Source organism: Chryseobacterium wanjuense, from assembly GCF_900111495.1.
In the GTDB taxonomy this organism is placed as follows: domain Bacteria; phylum Bacteroidota; class Bacteroidia; order Flavobacteriales; family Weeksellaceae; genus Chryseobacterium; species Chryseobacterium wanjuense.
Window position 1 is genome coordinate 972,623 of sequence record NZ_FOIU01000001.1, and the last position, 21,254, is coordinate 993,876.

The window sequence follows — 21,254 nt, forward strand, 5'->3', positions numbered from 1 at the left end:
GGATTATGATTAATTTTAAAATTTTTGATCTATCTGATACCGCTAATGCCTGCAATCATTGCACCAAAAATGGCCAAAATGTAAAGTCCGAAAACAATAATAGTAAGAATTCCTATAAATTTGTAATGAGACTTCAAATATTCAAATGCTTTTGTAAGTTCTGCCTGATTATTTGAACGTAAAGCAGACTTCATATTGGAAGAAAATTTGTAAAGATAATTGACTGGAAAAAAATAAAGAGCCGCAAACGCCAGATAAATAAGCGAAAACAGCAGGCCTCCCCCCATCGGCATTATGCTTTTGTAGGAGCTCATCGATGCACCCACTGTCATCATAAACAATGCTGCAATTACCATAAACCCTATTCCAATATATCCCAGAATTGCTAAAAATGTCGTCCATCTTGCCGCTTCTGTGAGGAAGAGCTTTCCTGCGTTGTCGATTCTTAATTCATCAAATTGTTCAAAAGGAGATTGTGTTTCCATGTAATTATTATTTTTTGGCAAAATAATTAAAATTATTTGAACTGTGCTTTGTATTAATGAAATATTTTTTCGGTGAGTTTTACCCTTTATTTTATTTCAAAATAATTCAGATTTACACCATCATTTTCAAAGATAATTCTGATTTTATTTTCGCCTTTTTTAAGGTTAATTGCTTTTACGGAAGCTGTTTTCCAGGTTTCATTTCCTCCTGTTGAGCTTAATGAAACGCTTGCCAATTGTTTTCCGGAAGCATCTTCAATCCTGATTTTTGCATCGTTGTTACTTGCATATCTGATGTCAAAAGTATAGGCTTTATCGGCTTTTGCATTGAAAGTGTACTGAAGCCATTCTCCGGTTTCCGTTTTCCCTATATAATATTGATTGTCTTTCGATTTGTAAATATCAACACCATCATTTCTCAGTTGATTTCCGGAATTCCATTCAGATCTTTTTGCAGGATCACTCACCCAAAGATTGATGAAATCTTTATCGAGATAAGCAGAGCCCATTTTACCTAAATCATAATCTGTAGCGAAAATTTTTCCGGGAGCCTGAAGGTTTTTAAATGGTTTTGTAGAACCGTCGGTCGTCTGTCGGAACATCGCATCAATAATATCATTTTTGATTTCAACATTACTGAATTTATAATTTTCGGCAATTTGCATTAATGTTTTCTTAGCAAATTCTTTTGAAGGTTTTTCACCACCATTTTTCCAATAATCTAATAATTTCTGGTATTCAGGCGTGATTTTCACGTTGGTAATTCCGGCAATATTGTCGATTTTTTTCATTGGCCAGAATGCATAGCCGATGTTGTGCTTATCTAAAAGCTGAATCAGTTCCGTAAACCAAACATTCGAGTTTTCTCCGGTTTCTCCCAACCAGATCGGGATATTGTGTTTTTCCCTTAAATCAAGGGCAAATTTCAAGGTTGCATCATCATTATAGTTCCAGTATTTATGAAAACTGAACACCAGATTGTTGTCCCAGAGCGGTGTTAACCCATTGTAATTGTTGCCCCAACCGTTTCCTTCGATGATGATGATGTGTTTTTTGTCAACCTGACGAATCGCGTCAGTAATATCTTTCTGTAACTTCCAAAGCGGAGCATTTGACATTTCATCCGTTCCGTTCGGGTTTTTCCCTGTGAAATTGATGTTCGGTTCGTTGATCAAATCATAACCTCCGATCCACGGCTCATTTTTATATCTTTCTGCCAACTTTTTCCAAAGGGCAATCGTTTTTTTCTGATTGTCTTCACTTTCCCACAGCGATGGTTTCGATTTGTCGTTATCAGAAATATTCACATCGTTTCCCTGTCCGCCGGGAGCAGCGTGGAGATCCAGAATTAGGTACATTTTATTGTCTGCACACCACTTCAGAAGATCATCTGTCATTTTGAAACCTTCTTCCAGCCAGGTGTTTTGTCCTTTTACCGGCTCTTTTTCAATGGGTAAAGTATACAGATTATAGTGCATCGGAAGCCTGATCGAGTTGAATCCGGCTTTCTTCAAAAAATCAATATCCTGTTTTGTAATGCCGTTTTTTAGGTAAGCTTTGTAAAATTCATTCATTCCGTCTTCCCCGATGAGCTCTGCAATTTTCTGTTTAATTTTATATTGCGGACCGGCAAAATCGGCGGTTTTCAACATATATCCTTCCTGCAACATCCATCCTCCCAACCCGAGACCTCTCAACTGGATATTTTCACCTTTATCATTAACGATTTTTTGACCATTTGTTTTTAAAAGCTGTGATGTCCCAAATTGAGACAATAAAAAAGCGGATAGTAGGATGGCTCTTTTCATAGTTGTTTTAATTTAAAATATTAGGAGATTTGTTTTTAAGAATTATTGTTTACGTAATGACAAATATATTTAAAAATTATTGAATAAAAATTAAATACGAATGAAATCAAAAAGATTTTATTTAAATTAAAAACAAAGATCAGGTTTATTTAATCTTAATCATTGAATTAGTTTAAAATTTTTTTGGAGCTTATCCCGCAAAAGGACGTCATTGTATGAGGGGGTAGGGTTTTACTCATTTCTTTCAAACGCGTAAAATCTGCATAAAGTTTGTCATCCTATCAAGGATCTAAACATAGTAGTAGAAAAATGAATGAAAAAATTTAGGTCTTAATCCTTAGCAGGATGAGAAACTTAGTGTAAATAAATTGAATGTACATAAGTTTTGGCTAAAGCCAATAGAAATTAATCCATAAAAAAAAACGGGCTAAAGCCCGTTCCTATTGATATAAAGCTAGTTCTTATTGTTTTAAAAATTCGTGTAATTCGTGAAAAATTCGTGAAATTTGCGCTACATCAAGAAATCAATTTCATAATCTCCAAAGCCACTTTCAACGCTTCCGTACCGTCTTCGATGGAAACTTCCACGTGTTTATCTTCGGTAATGGAATCCGCGAAAGAATTCAACTCATCCAAAATCGCATTATTCGGCTGAATATTAGGATATTCAAATAAAATCTGATTTTTTTCCCCTTCTGCATTCTCAATGATCATATCAAATGGAGTAGGGTTTTCTGGAGCATCTTTCATACGGATAACTTCCGCTTTTTTCCCAAGGAAATCAACAGAAATATAAGCATCTTTCTGGAAGAAACGGCTCTTTCTCATCGCTTTCATCGAAATTCTCGAAGTGGTAAGATTGGCAACACATCCGTTTTCGAATTCAATTCGGGCATTGGAAATATCAGGAGTTTTACTTACTACACAAACGCCGCTTGCATGAATATTTTTAACTTTAGATTTGACAATACTTAATAAAATATCCAAATCATGAATCATTAAATCCAATACAACAGAAACATCCGTTCCGCGAGGATTAAATTCAGCCAGCCTGTGGATCTCAATAAACATCGGATTGTTGATAAACTCTTTGGTAGCAATAAAGGCAGGATTATACCTTTCAACATGTCCTACCTGTGCTTTGATGCCGTTTTCCTGGCATTTGCGAAGGATTTCTTCTGCCTGTTCGAGCGTTTGGGTTACCGGTTTTTCAATGAAAAAATGAAGCCCTTTTTCAATGGCTTTTAAGGCATAATCGTAGTGGTAAATTGTCGGCGTGACAATATCCAGCATGTCGATCTGATCAAGCAATTCATCAAAATTTTCAAAATATTTATATCCGAATTCGGCTTCCAGTTTTTTCCCGTTTTCCACATCCTTATCGTGAAAACCTACAAATTCATATTTATCTGACTGATTTAGAAGTCTCAAATGTATCTTTCCCAAATGTCCGGCACCTACCAAACCTGCTTTTAACATAGCTGTATTAAATTTTTGTAAATATAATAATTTGTAGCTGGTTGATGGTCGGAAGTTGCCGGAAATTTAGAAAACAGACCGCGAACTACTTCCAACAAACAACAAAAATTCTTATTTTTGTCTCATGCATGATTCGTTTGTACACAAGGGAAAAAGAAAGATTTTGGTTGATTATCTTCGAAACCGGATCGGAATTTCAGACGAAAATGTTCTTTCAGCAATGAATGAAGTTCCGAGACATCTCTTTATCGAAAGTATTTTTGAGGATTTTGCCTATGAAGACCGGGCTTTTCCGATTTTAGCGCATCAGACGATTTCGCATCCTTCGACAGTGGCGGAACAATCTGAGCTTCTTCAGGTGAAAGCAGGGGAAAAAGTGCTTGAAATCGGGACGGGATGTGGGTATCAGACTGCGGTTTTGCTGGCGATGAAAGCGTTGGTTTACACTGTGGAAAGGCAGAAAGACCTTTTTGATTTTTCAAAGAAAAAATTCCGTGAGATGCATCTTTATCCAAAATTTCAGAGCTTTGGCGATGGTTTTGCTGGGCTTCCAACCTTTGCTCCGTTTGATAAAATCATCGTGACTTGTGGTGCATCGATTTTACCGACAGAGTTATTAAAACAATTGAAAGTGGGCGGAAAAATGGTCATTCCTTTAGGTCCGACCGACCAACAGGTATTGTACAGATTCACAAAAGTTTCCCAGACTGAATTTGAAAAGGAAGAGTTTGGAGCGTATAAATTTGTTCCGATGTTGGGTAATACGAATCAATAATTTTAAACACGAATATCACGAATTTTTTCACAAATTGCACTAATTTTTATATTAATAAGAACTAGCTTTATATCAATAGGAATGGGTTTTAGCCCGTTTTTTTATAGATTAATTTCTATTGGCTTTAGCCAAAACTTATATTATTAAAAAGATTATCCAAAGATTTCTTAATTTTAAAAGATAATTAAATTAATATGAGTTCAGAAATCCAACAATATAATAGCTCACAAACCGAATCCGATCAGGAAATCTGTTCAAGATTAGCTGAAATTATTGATGAAAACCTTCCCAATGCCGAATCGAAAATCTGGCATGCTCATCCGGTTTGGTTTTTAGAGGAAAACCCGATTGTGGGATACAGTAAGCAGAAGAAGGGAATTCGTCTGATGTTCTGGAGCGGGAAATCCTTTAATGAAGATCTTTTGAATGTACATGGAGGGAAATTTCAGGATGCTTCGGTGTTTTATAATGATCTTTCTGAAATCAATGAGGATGATATTAAGCGATGTCTCAAAAAATCAGAAAAAATTCAATGGGATTATAAAAATCTTGTAAAAAGAAAAGGTGAGCTGATACAATTAAACATACATTAAATTTTATCCTAAATAATAAAACAGCCAATCACGACTATTTAAAATCTTTTCAAATTTTAATACATTTTAAGTCTGTTTCGGAATGAAAATTGGATTAGAAATAACAACCTAATCACTTAAATTTTATTATTATGGATACGAATAGATTTAAATCGTCACATGATTTTAGCAATATTCAGAAAAATCTACATAATAATCCCGGTTACAGTGTAGAAAGTTATTCCCAGCAAGTCAAAGATTATATCAATGACATGAAAAGCCAGAACAAAGAGGTTACGAAGCAAGGTTTCATGACTCATGCTCAAAAATCTGCAAAAGAAGTTTGGGAAGAAATTCAGGAGATGGCTTCTGAAGCTTGGGAAAAGCACAACGAATCAGATAAAAAGCAGTAATTTTTAATATTAAAGTTAGAAGAACCTCACTTTTTTGCAGGAGTGAGGTTTTTATTTGGAAATTTTTAAACGAAATCAATTACAAAATACAATGAAAGTATTCATCAATAAAAGAATTCCCGAAATCGGAATCAAAATGCTGGAAGAGGCGGGACTGGAGGTTTTTATTCCCGAATATGATCTGTCGAATGCGGAATGGCTGAGCTATTGTAAAAGTCATGACGTTATTTTAAGTGTCGGCACAGATTTCAAATATGATAAAGATTTTTTCAACGAATGTCCCAATATAAAAGCGATTGCGCTGTATTCTGTCGGTTTCGACCATGTGGATATCAAAGAAGCCAATAGACTTAAAATTCCCGTTGGAAATACACCGGATGTTTTAAGTAAAGCTACTTCCGATGTCGCATTTTTATTAATGCAATCGGTTGCAAGAAGAGCTTCATATAATTTTGAAAAGGTAAAATCCGGAAGTTGGGATTCATTTGATCCCCTGCATGCTTTGGGACAGGAACTGTATGGAAAAACACTGGGAATTTTCGGACTGGGAAGAATCGGTTTTGAAATGGCAAAAAAGTCAAAAGCAGCGTTTGATATGAATATTATTTATCACAACCGCCATCGCAACGAAGAAGCGGAAAATGAGCTTAACGCAAAATATGTTTCTTTCGACGAATTGATTGCGGAGTCTGATGTTCTGAGTATTCATGCAAATTTTAAACCTGAACAAAATGAGTTGTTCAATAGTTCTGTTTTTGAAAAAATGAAGCCCGATGCGATTTTTGTAAACACGGCGAGAGGTGGCTTTCATCATCAGAAAGATCTGTATGAAGCCCTGATTTCAAAGCAGATTTGGGGAGCAGGCCTTGACGTGACAAATCCGGAGCCTATTTTTAAGGATGATCCTATTTTGGAACTTTCCAATGTCTGTGTTTTACCGCACATCGGTTCTGCAACGATTGAAGCGAGAAACGGAATGGCAAAGCTCGCCGCCGAAAACCTGATCGCTTTCTCGAAAAATGAAAAGATGCTACATTGTGCAAATCCTGAAATTTATTCTTAAAATTCTTAAGCACTTGGAATTATTTTGTTTAATTTTATTCAACACTAAAATCTATTATTATGGTACCCGAAAATAGTCCTAAAGAGCAGGACAGAAAACTAGAACAGATGGATTACAATCCAAATGAAGATATTTTCAGACAGGAAAAACACATCCCCCTCGATGGAGATGGAGTTCCGTTTGAAGATGAAGAAATTGACGAAGATAAAATTGATAAAGGACTTGATATTCCGGGAGTGGAAGATGATGATGAAATGGAAGATATCGGAAGCGAAGACGAAGAAAACAATTATTGGAGCCTGAGTGATAATGAAGACGATCACGAAGAGGAAAATGATGATGTTTTAACTTAAAATTTAAGCATATGCTCTATTGAACCTTACTGATTTTCAGTGAGGTTTTTTATTGGGTTTTCATTGAATGTTTTAAAATTTATCATTTAATTTTTATTTTTGAATTAAGCTATCCGAATTTATCCGCAACGAAATTCCCCTCCTCCGGAGGGGTGGATTCGACCAACGGGAGAAGACGGGGTGGTTTTAAAATAATATTGAAATACTATATCAACAGACCACCCCGTCAAAAATTCTTCGAATTTTCGCCACCCCTCCGGAGGAGGGGAATTTTACACCGTTGAATTTTCATCGTTTATTTGCAGGGATTTTCTAATTTGAATATCTTTAAAACTTTGAATTTTAAAATTAATTTTAAACGTTACACATAGAACTTAAACCGTAATATGACTTTCCAAGAACAGATACAGCAGGGGATTCCCAACCAGTTACCCGCGGCAAAACCATACGAAACCAATATCAATCATGCTCCGAAACGTAAGGAGATTTTAGGAGAAGAAGAGAAAAAATTAGCCTTAAAAAATGCTTTACGTTATTTTGAACCAAAATTTCATGCAGAATTATTGCCGGAATTCAAGGAAGAGCTGGAAAAGTATGGAAGAATCTATATGTATCGTTTCCGTCCGGATTATGAGATGAAAGCTCGACCAATTTCGGAATATCCGGGAAAATCTGAGCAGGCAAAAGCGATTATGCTGATGATCCAGAATAACCTGGATTATGCAGTCGCTCAACATCCTCACGAGCTGATTACGTACGGTGGAAATGGTGCCGTATTTTCCAATTGGGCGCAGTATCTTTTAACAATGAAATACTTGTCGGAAATGACGGATGAGCAGACATTGGTGATGTATTCTGGGCATCCGATGGGGCTATTTCCTTCGCACAAAGATGCACCGAGAGTGGTTGTTACCAATGGGATGATGATCCCGAATTATTCTAAGCCGGATGATTGGGAAAAATTCAATGCATTGGGTGTCACGCAGTACGGACAAATGACGGCAGGAAGCTATATGTATATTGGTCCGCAGGGAATTGTTCATGGTACGACGATTACTGTTCTAAATGCTTTCAGAAAAATTAATAAAGAACCACAGGGCGGACTTTTCGTAACTTCAGGTTTGGGCGGAATGAGCGGAGCTCAGCCAAAAGCAGGAAATATTGCAGGCTGTGTCACAGTTTGTGCAGAAGTAAATCCTAAAATCACCAAAATTCGTCACGAACAGAAATGGGTAAACGAAATCCATGAAAACCTCGACGAATTGGTAGCAAGAGTAAGAAAAGCTCAGGAAAACAAAGAAACTGTTTCTTTGGCTTATCTTGGAAATGTGGTTGAAGTATGGGAAAAATTTGATCAGGAAGATTTAAGAATCGATATTGGTTCAGACCAGACTTCACTTCACAATCCGTGGGCGGGAGGATATTATCCTGTCGGACAAAGTTTTGAGGAATCTAATACAATGATGGCGGAAAACCCTGAATTATTTAAAGAAAAGGTTCAGGAAACGTTAAGAAGACATGCAGAAGCCATCAATAAACATACGGAAAAGGGAACTTATTTCTTCGATTACGGAAACGCCTTCTTGCTGGAAGCTTCAAGAGCCGGAGCCGATGTAATGGCAGAAAATCCTACATTGGGAAGAGAATTCAGATATCCGAGCTATGTTCAGGATATTATGGGGCCGATGTGTTTCGATTATGGTTTCGGACCGTTCCGTTGGGTTTGTACAAGCGGAAAGCCGGAAGATTTGCAGAAAACCGATGATATTGCCTGTCAGATTTTAGAAAAGATCCAGCAGAATTCTCCTGAAGAAATCCAACAGCAGATGAAGGATAATATTCAGTGGATTAAAGGTGCGCAGGAAAATAAATTGGTTGTAGGTTCACAGGCTAGAATTTTATACGCCGATGCAGAAGGAAGAATGAAAATTGCTGAAGCCTTCAACAAAGCGATTAAAAACGGAGAAATCGGACCAGTTGTTTTGGGAAGAGATCATCACGATGTGTCGGGGACGGATTCGCCGTACAGAGAGACTTCTAATATTTATGACGGTTCGAGATTTACGGCAGATATGGCGATACACAATGTGATTGGTGACAGTTTCCGTGGGGCGACGTGGGTTTCCATTCACAATGGAGGCGGTGTCGGCTGGGGAGAAGTGATCAATGGTGGCTTCGGAATGCTATTGGATGGTAGCGATGATGCCGACAGAAGATTAAAATCAATGCTGTTCTGGGATGTGAACAATGGAATTTCCAGAAGAAGCTGGGCAAGAAATGAAGGCGCCATTTTCGCCATCAAAAGAGCCATGGAAGTGGAACCGAAGCTGAAAGTTACACTTCCGAATTTTGTGGATGAGAGTTTGTTTTAACCCACTTTGTCAAAGTTGAAAATCTTTGACAAAGTTTTGATATAGGAAAACCTGCCGTGAGGCAGGTTTTTATCTTATTTTGATAATTTACCGAAAGTATTTATCAACGTAAATCCATAGTAAATTTTATAAATATTTATCATCTATTGAATTCCCAATAACCATTTTTTACTTTATGTTCATTAAAAAAAGAAAATATATTGGGTACAAGATGCAGATCATTAGATAATTTGTTTATAATATTTTCTAAGGGATCAAAATTATCAACTTCTATAAATTTATAATTTCTATACTTGAAATGAGTGGTTGATTCTTGATAAGCTTTTATGAGCATTGTTTTATATTCTAATCCTATAAATTCACATAACTCTAAATTTCTATTGAAATATCCTCCCCAATTTAAAGTTAATAAATACTCAATAGCTTCTGAGTTCCAAAATTTTTGTAAGATATTATCCATTGTTGTCTGTCTTAAATTACCGTCTAAATGTCCAACATATAATCTTTCTTCATTATTATTTAATAAGACCTCAATTTGATAACTAGGAATATAACGTAATCCCATTTGTTGGTTAAAAAGTAAGTAAATAGAATAAATGATATTCATAGGATTGTATATTGATATATGAGCATATTTTATATGTTCCTTTTCATAAGTTAATTGCTCAAGTATTTCTAAAATATGATTTCTCCAAACAATATTGTCTGATAAAACATTTTTAATTTCTTTTTTAACTCTAGCTAAATTAGCAGTATTCATTAAATCTAAGGTAGATGTATATCTTTCTTTAGTTGTACCACTAGCTATAATTTCTTGCTCAATTATATCATTAGTAAGGAAAATATTATCAAGTAAGGCACCATATTTTTTAATTTCAATTAGTTGCCACTTTTCATCTTCAATAAATTTAACATATTTAGCAGGAGTACCGATTTCTACATAATCACATTTTGGAAAAGGCATCTGATTAATTATCATCTGGTTAAGCATTTCCATTTTTGTATAAAAAGTTTCTTCTAAATTTTTTATCTCTTCAATCTCTTCAATTATTTCTGGAGATGAATAATGTTTTAAAAGAATCTCTGTACTACTATTTAAAGATAAAGTTTGATTTATTGAATAAATCATATATTCAAAATTTAAATTAGGATCTAAGTTTTCTGTTCTAATTTCATTATACATACTAATTTCAAAATTTTGAATTGATTTTAAGACTAGATCTGAATAATTTTCAGGGGATTTTAAAATAATTAAGATAAAGTTATTTATGTCTCTATTTTGGAAAAAATTTATATGCTCTCGAATTCCTTCTTGAAGTGAAGCTTCATCAAGATAATATCTTGCCATTTGAATAGCACTTAATATTCGATCTTCTTGTGTAGCATTTGTATCTATTTTTTTTACAGAGATTCCCTCTTCATTAATAAAAAGTTGATATCCATATGATTTTAAGTCCGTACTATTTATAAAAGAAGAATACGGAACTAATAATTCTTTCCATTCTGTAGAAACAATAACGAGTTCTATCTCATCAGATTTGACAGCCAAATTTTGTTTTACTGCTTCTAGATATTTATATAGCTCATGTATGGCTTCTCTTGAAGAAGCATTTGATTTTTTAACTTCAATAATCACATATTTGTTTTCATTATTTATAGCAAGAATATCAATAAAACTTCTTGTTCCTATATTATTGGGTAAATATGCTTCCTTATCTAAAAATATATAATAAGGGTTAATTAAAGATAAATTTTGAACTAACAAGTCTCTTATTTGATTTTCTGTCATAGCTAAGTGTTTTTGGTTATTATTTATGTCAAATATAGCTATCCTATATATTTATCAAAAGAAAAGCTTTCTATAATTTTTAATCATAATCTCTTAAATCAAAAACACCCAACCCCTCCAGACAATAAAAACCCCTTTGAGACAACTCTCCAGAGTCCTCCATTTAATTAAAACAAGCTTGCTTGTACTTTCCGGAGATCTCCGGAATGCCCCTGCACCTTGCAGAAACTCTCCCGACATCTCCGGAGAGTTCCCGCAAGATGTTTGTAACTAAATAACTTTTTTATATATTTGATTTTTAATTTATTAATTCAAAAAAACACAAACAAATGAAAATCGCACTCACGAAATTGAGCACTAAAGACCTTGCGACTTTAGCTCAAAGAATTATTTCAAACTCTCAATCAGGAAAATATCCTGTTATTACCAATCATCCTCTTGCAGTGGCTTTACAGACTTCATATATGGAGTACGACAAAGTATATACGAAGCAGACCTTCAGCGGAAAAGGAAAAGACGTAGCCTCTGCAGATCGTGAAAGGGATGTTGCGTATTCCAATTTGAAAGTATTTCTGAACGGTTACCGACAGCTTCCTTCGGCTCCCAATGTTCAGCTGGCGGAAGACCTGTACGGAGTGTTTAAAACTTTCGGACTGGATATCGACCGTTTAAGCTATTCTTCACAGACCGCGCAGATGAAAAAGCTTATCGAAACATTAGAGCTTCCGGAAAACCAGCAGAAGATGGCGGCACTTTCTATCAACACCGCTTTTGCGGAAATGAAGACGAAACAGGAAGATTTTGAAGCCATTTTTGCACAGCAGGCGGAAGCCAATGCAGACCTCCGGCAGATGACAAGCGCTTCAGCCATTCGTAAAAATCTGGAGAAAATATTGAAATCGTACCTTAACCTGATCACAGCGATGAAAGACGTTCCGGGATGGGAACTGCTGTATTCCGATGTGAATGAACTGGTAAAAGCCGCGAAAAATTCTTCGGTGCCAAAAGGCAGTCAGGACAATGGAAGCCCTATCGTAAAAAAGGTAGATTAATATAAGGGGGCAAAAAATAAAGCCTAAATCATTAACTCAGCTTTCAGCATGACAACTCTAATAATGATGTCAGGCTGAGCGGAGTCGAAGCCTTTATAATAAAAACCTCCAGCAAACAATCACCGGAGGTTTTTAAATTTATTTCAAAAAAACTTAATTCTTCACAGCCTTAATCGCCGCTTCATAATTCGGTTCATGCGAAATATCCGCAACCTGCTCTTCATAAATGATTTTCCCCGAAGGATCGATCACGACAACAGCTCTGCTCAAAAGACCTTTCATCGCAGAATCTGTGATTTCTACACCGTACGTTTTCCCGAAATCCGAACGGAAATCCGAAAGCATCACGACATTTTTTATTCCTTCTGCGCCGCAAAATCTCTTCTGAGCGAAAGGTAAATCTTTAGAAATGCAAAGAACCACCGTATTTGGGATGTTGGCTGCATCTTCATTGAAGTGGCGCACGGAAGCTGAACAAACACCCGTATCCACACTTGGGAAGATATTAAGAATCAGGTATTTTCCTTTATAAGAATCAAGGGTTTGATCTTTCATCGTTACATCCGTAAGGGTGAATTTTGGTGCAGGTTTATTGACTGCAGGTAATTTGGCGTAGGTTTGTACCGGTTTTCCGCCCATCAAAACAGTGTTGGCGGTTTTAGCATTTTGTGCAAAAATGAATACGGAAACAAATAACAACGCGCTGAAAATTAATTTTGGATACATGAAATTTTTATTTTTTTAATTCTTTTTTTTATTGAAGTACAAAAATCACGAAAGATTTTTATGTTTTATCTTAGAATGTTTAAATATTTAAAAGTTAATAAGATGAAAATTCGAAATTTTAAAATGTTATGTATTTTTCACAATTTCAACTCATTATGTTTTTGAAAATTTTTTGGCTTTTGTCATCGAATAGACATCTAAGGTATACTTTTTCTGTTGTTAATATTAATTTTAATTCAAAAACCTTTTAAATAGAACAAATCTATCAGTCAGCTATTTTTAAAATCATTTTTTACGTCTAACTTTATTCTATTAAAATTTTCACACTAATTAAAAAAATAAATTTATGGATTCAGTAAATACGCCATCGTTTCATGAAATATTCAAATCCGAAAACGAAATCCCCGAAGAATATAAAGTACCCGAGATTCATCAGAGGGTTTATCTTTTAAACGGGGAGTTGGTCGAGTGGAACGGTGATGTACAAAATATTTATTCTCCCGTGTGTATTCCCACAGAAAACGGTCTGGAAAGAAAACTGTTGGGAAGCATTCCGAATATCAGCCCGAAAGAAGCTATGGAAGTGTTGGAAGCTTCGGTAAAAGCCTACAATAATGGGTTGGGAGAGTGGCCGACAATGTCTGTGGAGGGTCGTATCAAATGTATGCAGAAGTTTGTGTACCTGATGATCCAGCAGCGTGATCTGGTGATTAAATTATTGATGTGGGAGATCGGAAAAACATTGGCAGATGCTACTAAAGAATTCGACAGAACGGTAGATTACATCAATCAGACCATCGATGCTTTGAAAGATTTAGATCGCGAATCTTCACGTTTTCAGCAGGCAGAAGGAACGATTGCACAAATCCGCAGAGCGCCGCTTGGCGTGGTGTTGAGCATGGGGCCTTTCAATTATCCTTTAAACGAAATTTTCACCACTTTGATTCCGGCACTGATTATGGGAAATACGATTTTGTTTAAACTTCCAAAGCATGGTGTTTTGGCACATTATCCTTTGTTAAAAGCTTTTCAGGAGGCTTTCCCGAAAGGAACGGTGAATACTTTATACGGAAAAGGTTCCGAAATCATCACCCCAATCATGGAAAGTGGAAAAGTACAGGTTTTGGCGTTTATCGGTTCCAGTAAAGTGGCTAATGGATTGAAAAAACTGCATCCGAAGGTGAATCGTTTGAGAGCTATTTTAAGTTTAGATGCCAAAAACGCAGCCATCGTTACGAAAAATGCAGACTTGGATGTGGCGGTGAGCGAATGTATTTTAGGCTCGCTTTCTTTTAACGGACAAAGATGTACTGCGCTGAAGTTAATTTTTGTTCAGAAAGACGTGGCAGAAGAGTTTACAAAAAAATTATCAACTGCAGTTTCTGCGATGAAAGCCGGGCTTCCTTGGGAAAAAGATGTGAAAATTACCCCACTTCCGGAAGTGAATAAACCTCCTTATCTAAAAGAATGTATAGATGATGCTTTGGCAAAAGGAGCGAAAATTATGAATGAAAATGGCGGATTCACAGAAGAATCTTTCGTTTTCCCTGCGGTGGTTTATCCGGTGAATAGTGATATGAAATTGTATCATGAAGAACAATTCGGTCCGTTAATTCCTGTGGTTCCGTTTGATGAGATTGAAGAACCGATCGACTATCAGGTGAATGCAGATCATGGGATGCAGGTGAGTATTTTCAGTGAAGATCCGGTGGAAGTGGCGAAACTTATCGATCCGTTTGTGAATCTGGTAAGCCGTGTGAATATCAATTGTCAGGCTCAGAGAGGGCCGGATGTTTTCCCGTTTACTGGTAGAAAAGACAGTGCGGAAGGTACACTTTCTGTGTTTGATGCGCTTCGTTCGTTCTCGATCCGCTCTTTGGTGGCGGCAAAAATCACAGATTCCAATAAGAATTTGTTAAATACCATCGTAAGAGATCACGACTCGAATTTCTTAAGTACAGACTATATTTTCTAGTATAAATTCCTGATTTTAATATATATAATCCTCAATGAATCTCCTGATTCTTGGGGATTTATTTTTTAGAGCTCTGAAATTTTTTTATCATTAAAATTAATTATTCAATTTAAATTTTTAGTGTAAAAAATTTTAGTTATTTTAATTAATTGTTAATAATTTATTTTGAAACAAAAGAGTTGTAATTTTATTTTTATTTCATTGTTTTGATTAGAATGTTAAATTATATATAAATTTATTTGAGGGTTTTTAAAATTGTATAAATTTACACCCAATAAATTTTAACACGAAAATGAAAAAGAATTTTACACATGTTAAAGCATTGGCTTTTGCTGTTGCTCTTGTAATTTCACCTGCTTCTTTACTTCAAGCTCAAAATCAGAGAAATAACACTGAAATCTCAGTACAAAACTTACCTGAAATTTCGAAAAATTCTGTTATGGGGAATTTTCAGGCTAATTTTAGCGGACAAGACATTCCTGCTGGTTTTTTAATTACTCATTTAGGAGAATGGTTGGGAACAGATAGTGATCATACTTATAAGCTTGTTAAAGAATCTACTGATGAACTAGGGATAAAGCATTTTGTTTATCAGCATTATTTTAAAGGAGTAAAAGTTGGTGATGAACTTATTTTACTTCACGAAAAAAATGGGAAACTTACGTACGTAAACGGAGAAATTAGCGATAAAATCAATGTACAGGTCGGAAATTCGATTTCTGAAATGGAGGCAGAAAAAATTGCAGCTTTAGATATGAAAGCAGTCGGGAATACAAAATTTTCCGATTACGAACAATTAATCACAAAAGTAGATAACGGACGTGGGATAGAACTGCATTCTGTGTCTAAAATAGAAGGTTTTTCTTTAAAACCATTAAATGCATTTATCTATTATATTGATAATTCTACAAAAAATATTGTCAAAAAAGTTTCAAAAAACTATGAAGTAGATACACCGTCCAACAGCTTGACCTTATACAAGGGAACGCAGCCAATCACGGTAGATTCATATAATGGAAACTACAGACTGAAGGATAATGCAAGAAACATCCACACATTAGACGGTACGAATCTGGACGGAAATTACGATCCGACAACAGGTGAGCTTTCCGGTGGGCAGGAGTATACAAATGCAACCCCGGATTTCACGGCGACTAATACAAAACCAGCAGTTGAAGTACAGTGGGCAATGGAAAAGGCACACGACTATTATATTAGCAGACACAACAGAAACAGCTATGACGGAAACGGATCTATCCTGAGAAACTATTACCATTTCGATTTTGGTATTTTTGGTAATACCCCTGGATATGGACTGAATGCCGCAGCCATTGATGCCAGTGGAATTGTTTGTATGGTCTATGGAGACGGAGCGTATCCTCCTTATGCATCTGGTGTTGTTGCCAATCCTGTGGTGGGAATTGATGTGGCAGGACATGAATATTCGCATTTAATTATTGGAAGAAATGGTTTGGGAGGATTAAATTATCAGGGAGAATCAGGTGCTATTAATGAATCTATTGCCGATATGATGGGTGCTGCGATTGAGTTTTACTCGGGAATCAACGCCAACTGGACAATCGGAGAAGGAATTTTAAATCCGGCTGTATTACCTCCGGGATATTTCAGAAGCCTATCAAATCCTAATTCCGGACCTGCGGCTGTAGGAGGGCAGCAACCGGACACTTATATGGGAACCTATTGGGCTAGTACTGCGAATCCTAGTGATAGTAATGACCACGGTGGTGTGCATACCAACAGTGGAGTAGGAAATTACTGGTTTTATCTTCTTTCCAGCGGAGGTTCAGGAACGAATGATATTGGAAATGCTTTCAACGTTACCGGAATTACAATTCAAAAAGCGGAAAAAATCATTTACAGAGCCCTTACCAACTATATGACGCCGAACAGTACTTATATGGATGCTTACAACGCAACCAAACAAGCTGTAACGGATCTTTACGGAGCATCGGGCAACGAACAGCTTCAGAACGTAAGAGCTTGGTATGCAGTAGGAATCGGAAACGGAGTTTTGGCGACGAATGAAGTAGCAAACGGAGGTGAGAATCAGTTTACAATCTATCCAAATCCTGTTAAAGGCGGTATGTTTACGATAGAAAATAACAAAAATGATTCAACATTCGAAATTTATGATGTTTCAGGAAAGCTGGTAAAACATGCTGATAAATTAAGCAAAGGAACCAATAAAATTAACATCAACGGACTTGAAAAAGGGATCTATATCGTGAAAATAAATTCTAATGGAACTTCTGTTTCTAAGAAATTAATTGTAGAATAATAATAAACTTAAATACATATAAAAGGCCCGGCGGAAAATATTCTGCCGGGTTTTTTAATTATTTCATTAAAACTGTAACATTTTTTTTAAACTAAAACTAACTTTATAGAGCGCAATACAACATGATCTCATTAGAACAGGAATTTTTAGAAAAAATTGAAAAACATAAAGGAATCATTTTCAAGATTTCTAAAATGTATATGGACGAAAAGGACGACCGCGACGATCTTTTTCAGGAGATCACGTATCAGATATGGAAAGCGTATCCAAATTTTAAAGGACACAGCGAATTTTCAACATGGATGTATAGAATAGCGCTGAATACAGCCATTATTTTCCTTAAAAATGAAAAGAAAAGAAGTTTTATAAAAAATGAAGACTTCTCTGAATATAAAATCACCCAGGACGAATTTGATCATGAAAAAGAAGAAAAACTGAATGCAATGTATGGAGCCATTCATCAGTTAAACCCAATTGATAAGGCGTTTATTTTTTATTACCTCGAAAATTTTTCAGGAAAGGAAATTGCCGAACAGATGGGAATCTCCGAAGGAAATGTACGGGTAAAAATGAACCGTGCCAAAAATAAGCTGAAAGATATCTTAAACTCAAAATAGCAGAGAGCCGGGTAAATCACGAAACTCAGAACCCGCGTCTCGCATCTCAAAACAAAAAATCAACCATATGAATATAGATGAATTAAAAAATACATGGAGTGAAGACAGGGATGATGAAACTCCTGAAATAAGCACCGAACAAAAAAATAAAATAAATTTCCCGCTTGAAAAGATGCGCAAAAATATGCGAATGGAATTTTGGTCAACGGTGGGAATTTTCATTTTTGCATTTGCTCTGATTGCTTTGTGTGAAGCGCCATTTAAGTTTAAATTTTACATTACAATCCTAATCGCATCAATGGTTTTTGTAACTTTTTTCTTTTTTAGCCAGTTTTTTAAGCTTTACAAGGAAATGACCAATCCTGTGATGAAAACCTACGACGGTTTAAAGGATTTGCTGCATCAGCTTTATCTGAATAAACAATATTATTTTTCGTTTTATGTTGCTTTTGCGCCGTTTTTGGTGTGTGAATTAATTATTGTCCTGGAATTTATTCCGTATCCGAAACCTCCTTCAAATTTGAAGATTGCAAGTATTATTATCGGAGCATTAGTAGTGACTATGATTTCCTTATTTTTTCTGGGAAAGTTTTGGTTTCAAAAGTTTTACGGAAAATATATCCAGCAAATAGAAGGTCTTTTAATAGAATTGAAGAAATAGGTTTCGGCGGGCTGAAAGCCCGCCGAAACCTCCAAATATTATTTATGTAAATTTTTCTCTCTCTCAATTTCGCTCAATACCCAATCCATCTGCGGATCATTTTTATCAATAACATCCTGCAGCGTTTCGGTAACCGTGACATTAGGAACAACACCTTTTTTAGTATTGGAGAAAGTAATATTGGGTTGTACCAGAAGCAATCCGATGGGTAAATCGATTTTGGAATTAGGCAATTTTTGGAAAGAATAAAATCCGGCTACCGTTCCGTCATTGGCGCCTCCAGTTTCTTCACCTACAAGTACAACTCTTTTATCATTTTTAAGTTTGGAAGTAATAATTGATGAGGCAGAAAAACTTCCTCCATTAATTAAAACGAAAATTTTTCCGTTAAAAGTGTCTTTATTAGGTTTTGCAACTTTATCAGCTTTCATTTTATAATACACTTTTCCGTCCTTCTTATACGTACTGAAAGTTTGTGCAAAAAAGAAAGTAGGATAAGTAAGTCCTTTATAAGCATATTGTAAAATATTACTCTTTCGGAAATAGCTGGTTTTCAGGGGAGAAATTTTCGAAGTGACCTGCGAAGGCTTTATCAAAACATAAGGACTGGAAGTAAGATAAGAATACAAATTATTAATCTCATCCAGAGATCCACCGTAATTATTTCTTACATCTATAATAAGGTATGAAGATTTAGCATTTTTAATCTTTTCAAAAGTTTCTTTATAAAATTTTTCAGAATAATCTCTTGAAAAACTTTTTACTTTTATATAAGCAATCGAACTGTCTTTACCCAGGAATTTAAAATTCCGGTTATACGAATTGTTAAAAGCTACGTAATCATTAACTTTTTTCTCGGCCGTTCGCTTTTTCTGTTCCTTATCATTTTTAAGGTCATTTTCAGATTTTGATTCTCTTTTTAAATAATAAACTTTTCGTTCTCCGTTGTAGAGTGTTTCAATTTTTGCATGATCCGTAAAACCGTTTTCTGCCACATAAAAATAGAAGAACCAATCCTTCAGGAAATAAGGCTGAAAAGTTGTATTAAAGCCGTCGCTGCTTACAAGCTGTCTGTATTTTTTCAGATATTCGGAAACAGGAATATCGTTGATCGTCAGAATTTCTGTTCCGGGTTTAATATTTTCAATAGAATCTTTGTTTTCAACAATAAAAAGATGATCGTCTTTCACATAATATTCGAATCGGCTGAACATTCCTTTTTTATGTTCCAATCCTTTAATTTCCTTTTTGGTAAACTTTTTCCGTGGAATTCTTAATGAAAGATGCCCTTCACGAATATCTGCAATTACGGGCTGCAATTTAAAATAAAACTGAAGCGGAGTAAGAGGTTCGGTAATGGTCTTTTTGAGACTGTCAAATTTATGATCCAGATCCTTTTGAGAAATGTACCAATAGAGCTGCGGATGCATTTCTTTCAGTTTGGAATACGCAAAATCTACATCCTCTTTCAGCTTTTCGGGCGGAATACAGGATGCTTTCTGCTCATTATGTCTTCTGATTGATCCACAGGAAGTTATAATAAGAAGCAAAAACAATATGAAATAATTCTTTTGCACGTTTGGTTTTTCGACTGCTAAATTAAAAAGTTTAATAATTAAAATTGATATAATTTTAGTTAAAAAATAAAGGTTTATCATTTTCAAATCGTCATGATAATATAAAGTCATACATTTAACCCCTATTTTTATACATAAAAATGATCTATATACTTATTGCGGCAGCTGTTTTCATTGTTTTATTATATTTAATAATTACCAATCGTAGTGTTTTCGGTGCGGAAGCAAAAGGGAAAAGATTGGAAAGAATGCACCAGTCCAGACATTATAAAGACAATCAGTTTCAGAATCTCAGCTATACGCCTTCGTTAGCAGAAGGATACACTTTTCCGAAAGTGCTCTACGATTTCTTTTTTAAGAAGAAAAATCCGCTTTTAAAACCGTTAAATAATATTCCTTCCATTCATACGGATCTGAAAAATATTCCTAAAAATCAGGATGTTTTTGTCTGGCTGGGACATTCTTCGTATTACATTCAGACAGATGGAGTTTCTTTTTTAATTGATCCCGTTCTTAGTTTATATGGTTCTCCGTTTAAATTTTTCAATAAAGCTTTCACCGGAGCGGATATTTTTAAGCCTGAAGATATTCCGGTGCTTGATTATTTAGTGATTACCCACGACCATTATGATCATTTGGATTATCCCACGATCAAAGCCATTAAAAATAGGGTCAATACAGTGATCCTGCCTTTGGGAGTCGGTGCTCATTTGGAAAGATGGGGCTACAGACCTGATCAGCTGATTGAAGAAGAATGGGGAGATAATGCCGTTTTAAAAAGTGAAATTAAAATTACGTTTACCCCGGCAAGACATTTTTCCGGAAGAAAAGTGAAAAGAAACGTTACACTCTGGACTTCCTACGTTTTGGAAACGCCTACCAAGAAAATATTTTTAGGAGGAGACAGTGGCTACGATACACATTTTAAAATGATTGGAGACAAATACGGACCGTTTGATTATGCCATCATCGAAAACGGGCAGTACAACCAAGCCTGGAAATATATTCATGCATTGCCGGAAGATGTGATTCAGGCGAGTATTGATGTGAATGCGAAAAATATTATTCCTGTTCACTCCTCAAAGTTTGCTTTGGCTCTTCATGCCTGGAATGAGCCTTTGGAAAAGGTAACAAGTCTTGGGAAAGAAAAAAATCTTACTATTTTAACACCTATGATCGGCGAGCCGCTTGATTTAAATAAAACGGATCATCAATTTAAAGCCTGGTGGAAAGAGTAG

The 21,254-nt window shown here is 35.5% G+C and carries 18 protein-coding genes; 12 read left to right on the top strand and 6 right to left on the bottom strand.

Annotated features, from left to right (window positions below; translation table 11 throughout):
- Window positions 1-29: 29 nt before the first annotated feature.
- From BMX24_RS04400 to BMX24_RS04410, 3 genes are all read right to left on the bottom strand, one after another.
- Window positions 30-485 (bottom strand): DUF5362 family protein, encoded by a 456-nt coding sequence (locus tag BMX24_RS04400; RefSeq protein WP_089790846.1) that lies wholly within the window; start codon window positions 483-485, stop codon window positions 30-32.
- 86 nt (window positions 486-571) lie between these two features.
- Window positions 572-2,293: a cellulase family glycosylhydrolase gene (locus BMX24_RS04405; protein ID WP_089790847.1), complete on the bottom strand. Its 1,722-nt coding sequence runs from the start codon at window positions 2,291-2,293 to the stop codon at window positions 572-574.
- Window positions 2,294-2,809: 516 nt separating this feature from the next.
- Entirely contained in the window at window positions 2,810-3,772 is a 963-nt protein-coding gene (locus tag BMX24_RS04410; RefSeq protein ID WP_089790848.1) for a Gfo/Idh/MocA family protein, read from the bottom strand.
- A 124-nt stretch (window positions 3,773-3,896) separates the two neighbouring features.
- Here BMX24_RS04410 and BMX24_RS04415 point away from each other — a divergent pair, with 124 nt between their 5' ends.
- The 6 genes from BMX24_RS04415 (at window position 3,897) to BMX24_RS04440 (ending at window position 9,320) form a co-directional block, all read left to right on the top strand.
- Window positions 3,897-4,547, top strand: coding sequence for a protein-L-isoaspartate(D-aspartate) O-methyltransferase (locus BMX24_RS04415; RefSeq protein WP_089790849.1), 651 nt, complete (start codon window positions 3,897-3,899; stop codon window positions 4,545-4,547).
- A gap of 194 nt (window positions 4,548-4,741) precedes the next feature.
- Complete coding sequence (locus BMX24_RS04420) at window positions 4,742-5,140, top strand: DUF1801 domain-containing protein (RefSeq protein ID WP_089790850.1); 399 nt, start codon at window positions 4,742-4,744, stop codon at window positions 5,138-5,140.
- Window positions 5,141-5,271: 131 nt separating this feature from the next.
- Window positions 5,272-5,532, top strand: a complete 261-nt coding sequence (locus BMX24_RS04425; RefSeq protein WP_089790851.1) for a prevent-host-death protein — start codon at window positions 5,272-5,274, stop codon at window positions 5,530-5,532.
- A 91-nt stretch (window positions 5,533-5,623) separates the two neighbouring features.
- Complete coding sequence (locus BMX24_RS04430; protein WP_089790852.1) at window positions 5,624-6,595, top strand: 2-hydroxyacid dehydrogenase; 972 nt, start codon at window positions 5,624-5,626, stop codon at window positions 6,593-6,595.
- A gap of 59 nt (window positions 6,596-6,654) precedes the next feature.
- A complete protein-coding gene (locus BMX24_RS04435; RefSeq protein ID WP_089790853.1) occupies window positions 6,655-6,948 on the top strand; it encodes a hypothetical protein in 294 nt (97 codons plus the stop codon).
- Window positions 6,949-7,334: 386 nt separating this feature from the next.
- Entirely contained in the window at window positions 7,335-9,320 is a 1,986-nt protein-coding gene (locus BMX24_RS04440) for a urocanate hydratase (RefSeq protein ID WP_089790854.1), read from the top strand.
- A 139-nt stretch (window positions 9,321-9,459) separates the two neighbouring features.
- Here BMX24_RS04440 and BMX24_RS04445 read toward each other — a convergent pair whose 3' ends face one another.
- Window positions 9,460-11,109 (bottom strand): endonuclease NucS domain-containing protein, encoded by a 1,650-nt coding sequence (locus tag BMX24_RS04445; protein WP_089790855.1) that lies wholly within the window; start codon window positions 11,107-11,109, stop codon window positions 9,460-9,462.
- A gap of 329 nt (window positions 11,110-11,438) precedes the next feature.
- Here BMX24_RS04445 and BMX24_RS04450 point away from each other — a divergent pair, with 329 nt between their 5' ends.
- A complete protein-coding gene (locus BMX24_RS04450) occupies window positions 11,439-12,161 on the top strand; it encodes a DUF6261 family protein (protein WP_089790856.1) in 723 nt (240 codons plus the stop codon).
- Between the two features lie 153 nt (window positions 12,162-12,314).
- Here BMX24_RS04450 and tpx read toward each other — a convergent pair whose 3' ends face one another.
- On the bottom strand, window positions 12,315-12,887 hold the full coding sequence (tpx, locus tag BMX24_RS04455; RefSeq protein ID WP_170835654.1) for a thiol peroxidase: 573 nt from the start codon (window positions 12,885-12,887) through the stop codon (window positions 12,315-12,317).
- 346 nt (window positions 12,888-13,233) lie between these two features.
- Here tpx and BMX24_RS04460 point away from each other — a divergent pair, with 346 nt between their 5' ends.
- From BMX24_RS04460 to BMX24_RS04475, 4 genes are all read left to right on the top strand, one after another.
- Window positions 13,234-14,862 carry an NADP-dependent glyceraldehyde-3-phosphate dehydrogenase gene (locus tag BMX24_RS04460; RefSeq protein ID WP_089790857.1) on the top strand — a complete coding sequence of 543 codons (1,629 nt, stop codon included), beginning with the start codon at window positions 13,234-13,236 and terminating at the stop codon, window positions 14,860-14,862.
- A 292-nt stretch (window positions 14,863-15,154) separates the two neighbouring features.
- The gene (locus tag BMX24_RS04465) at window positions 15,155-17,161 is read left to right on the top strand and encodes a M4 family metallopeptidase (RefSeq protein WP_089790858.1); all 2,007 of its coding nucleotides are present in this window, start codon (window positions 15,155-15,157) and stop codon (window positions 17,159-17,161) included.
- A gap of 122 nt (window positions 17,162-17,283) precedes the next feature.
- Window positions 17,284-17,778, top strand: coding sequence for an RNA polymerase sigma factor (locus BMX24_RS04470; RefSeq protein ID WP_170835655.1), 495 nt, complete (start codon window positions 17,284-17,286; stop codon window positions 17,776-17,778).
- 67 nt (window positions 17,779-17,845) lie between these two features.
- The gene (locus tag BMX24_RS04475; protein WP_089790859.1) at window positions 17,846-18,439 is read left to right on the top strand and encodes a hypothetical protein; all 594 of its coding nucleotides are present in this window, start codon (window positions 17,846-17,848) and stop codon (window positions 18,437-18,439) included.
- Between the two features lie 38 nt (window positions 18,440-18,477).
- Here the strand turns inward: BMX24_RS04475 and BMX24_RS04480 are convergent, their stop codons facing one another.
- Complete coding sequence (locus BMX24_RS04480; RefSeq protein WP_228404681.1) at window positions 18,478-19,989, bottom strand: S41 family peptidase; 1,512 nt, start codon at window positions 19,987-19,989, stop codon at window positions 18,478-18,480.
- A 167-nt stretch (window positions 19,990-20,156) separates the two neighbouring features.
- Between BMX24_RS04480 and BMX24_RS04485 the strand changes: the two genes are divergently transcribed.
- Complete coding sequence (locus BMX24_RS04485; RefSeq protein WP_089790860.1) at window positions 20,157-21,254, top strand: MBL fold metallo-hydrolase; 1,098 nt, start codon at window positions 20,157-20,159, stop codon at window positions 21,252-21,254.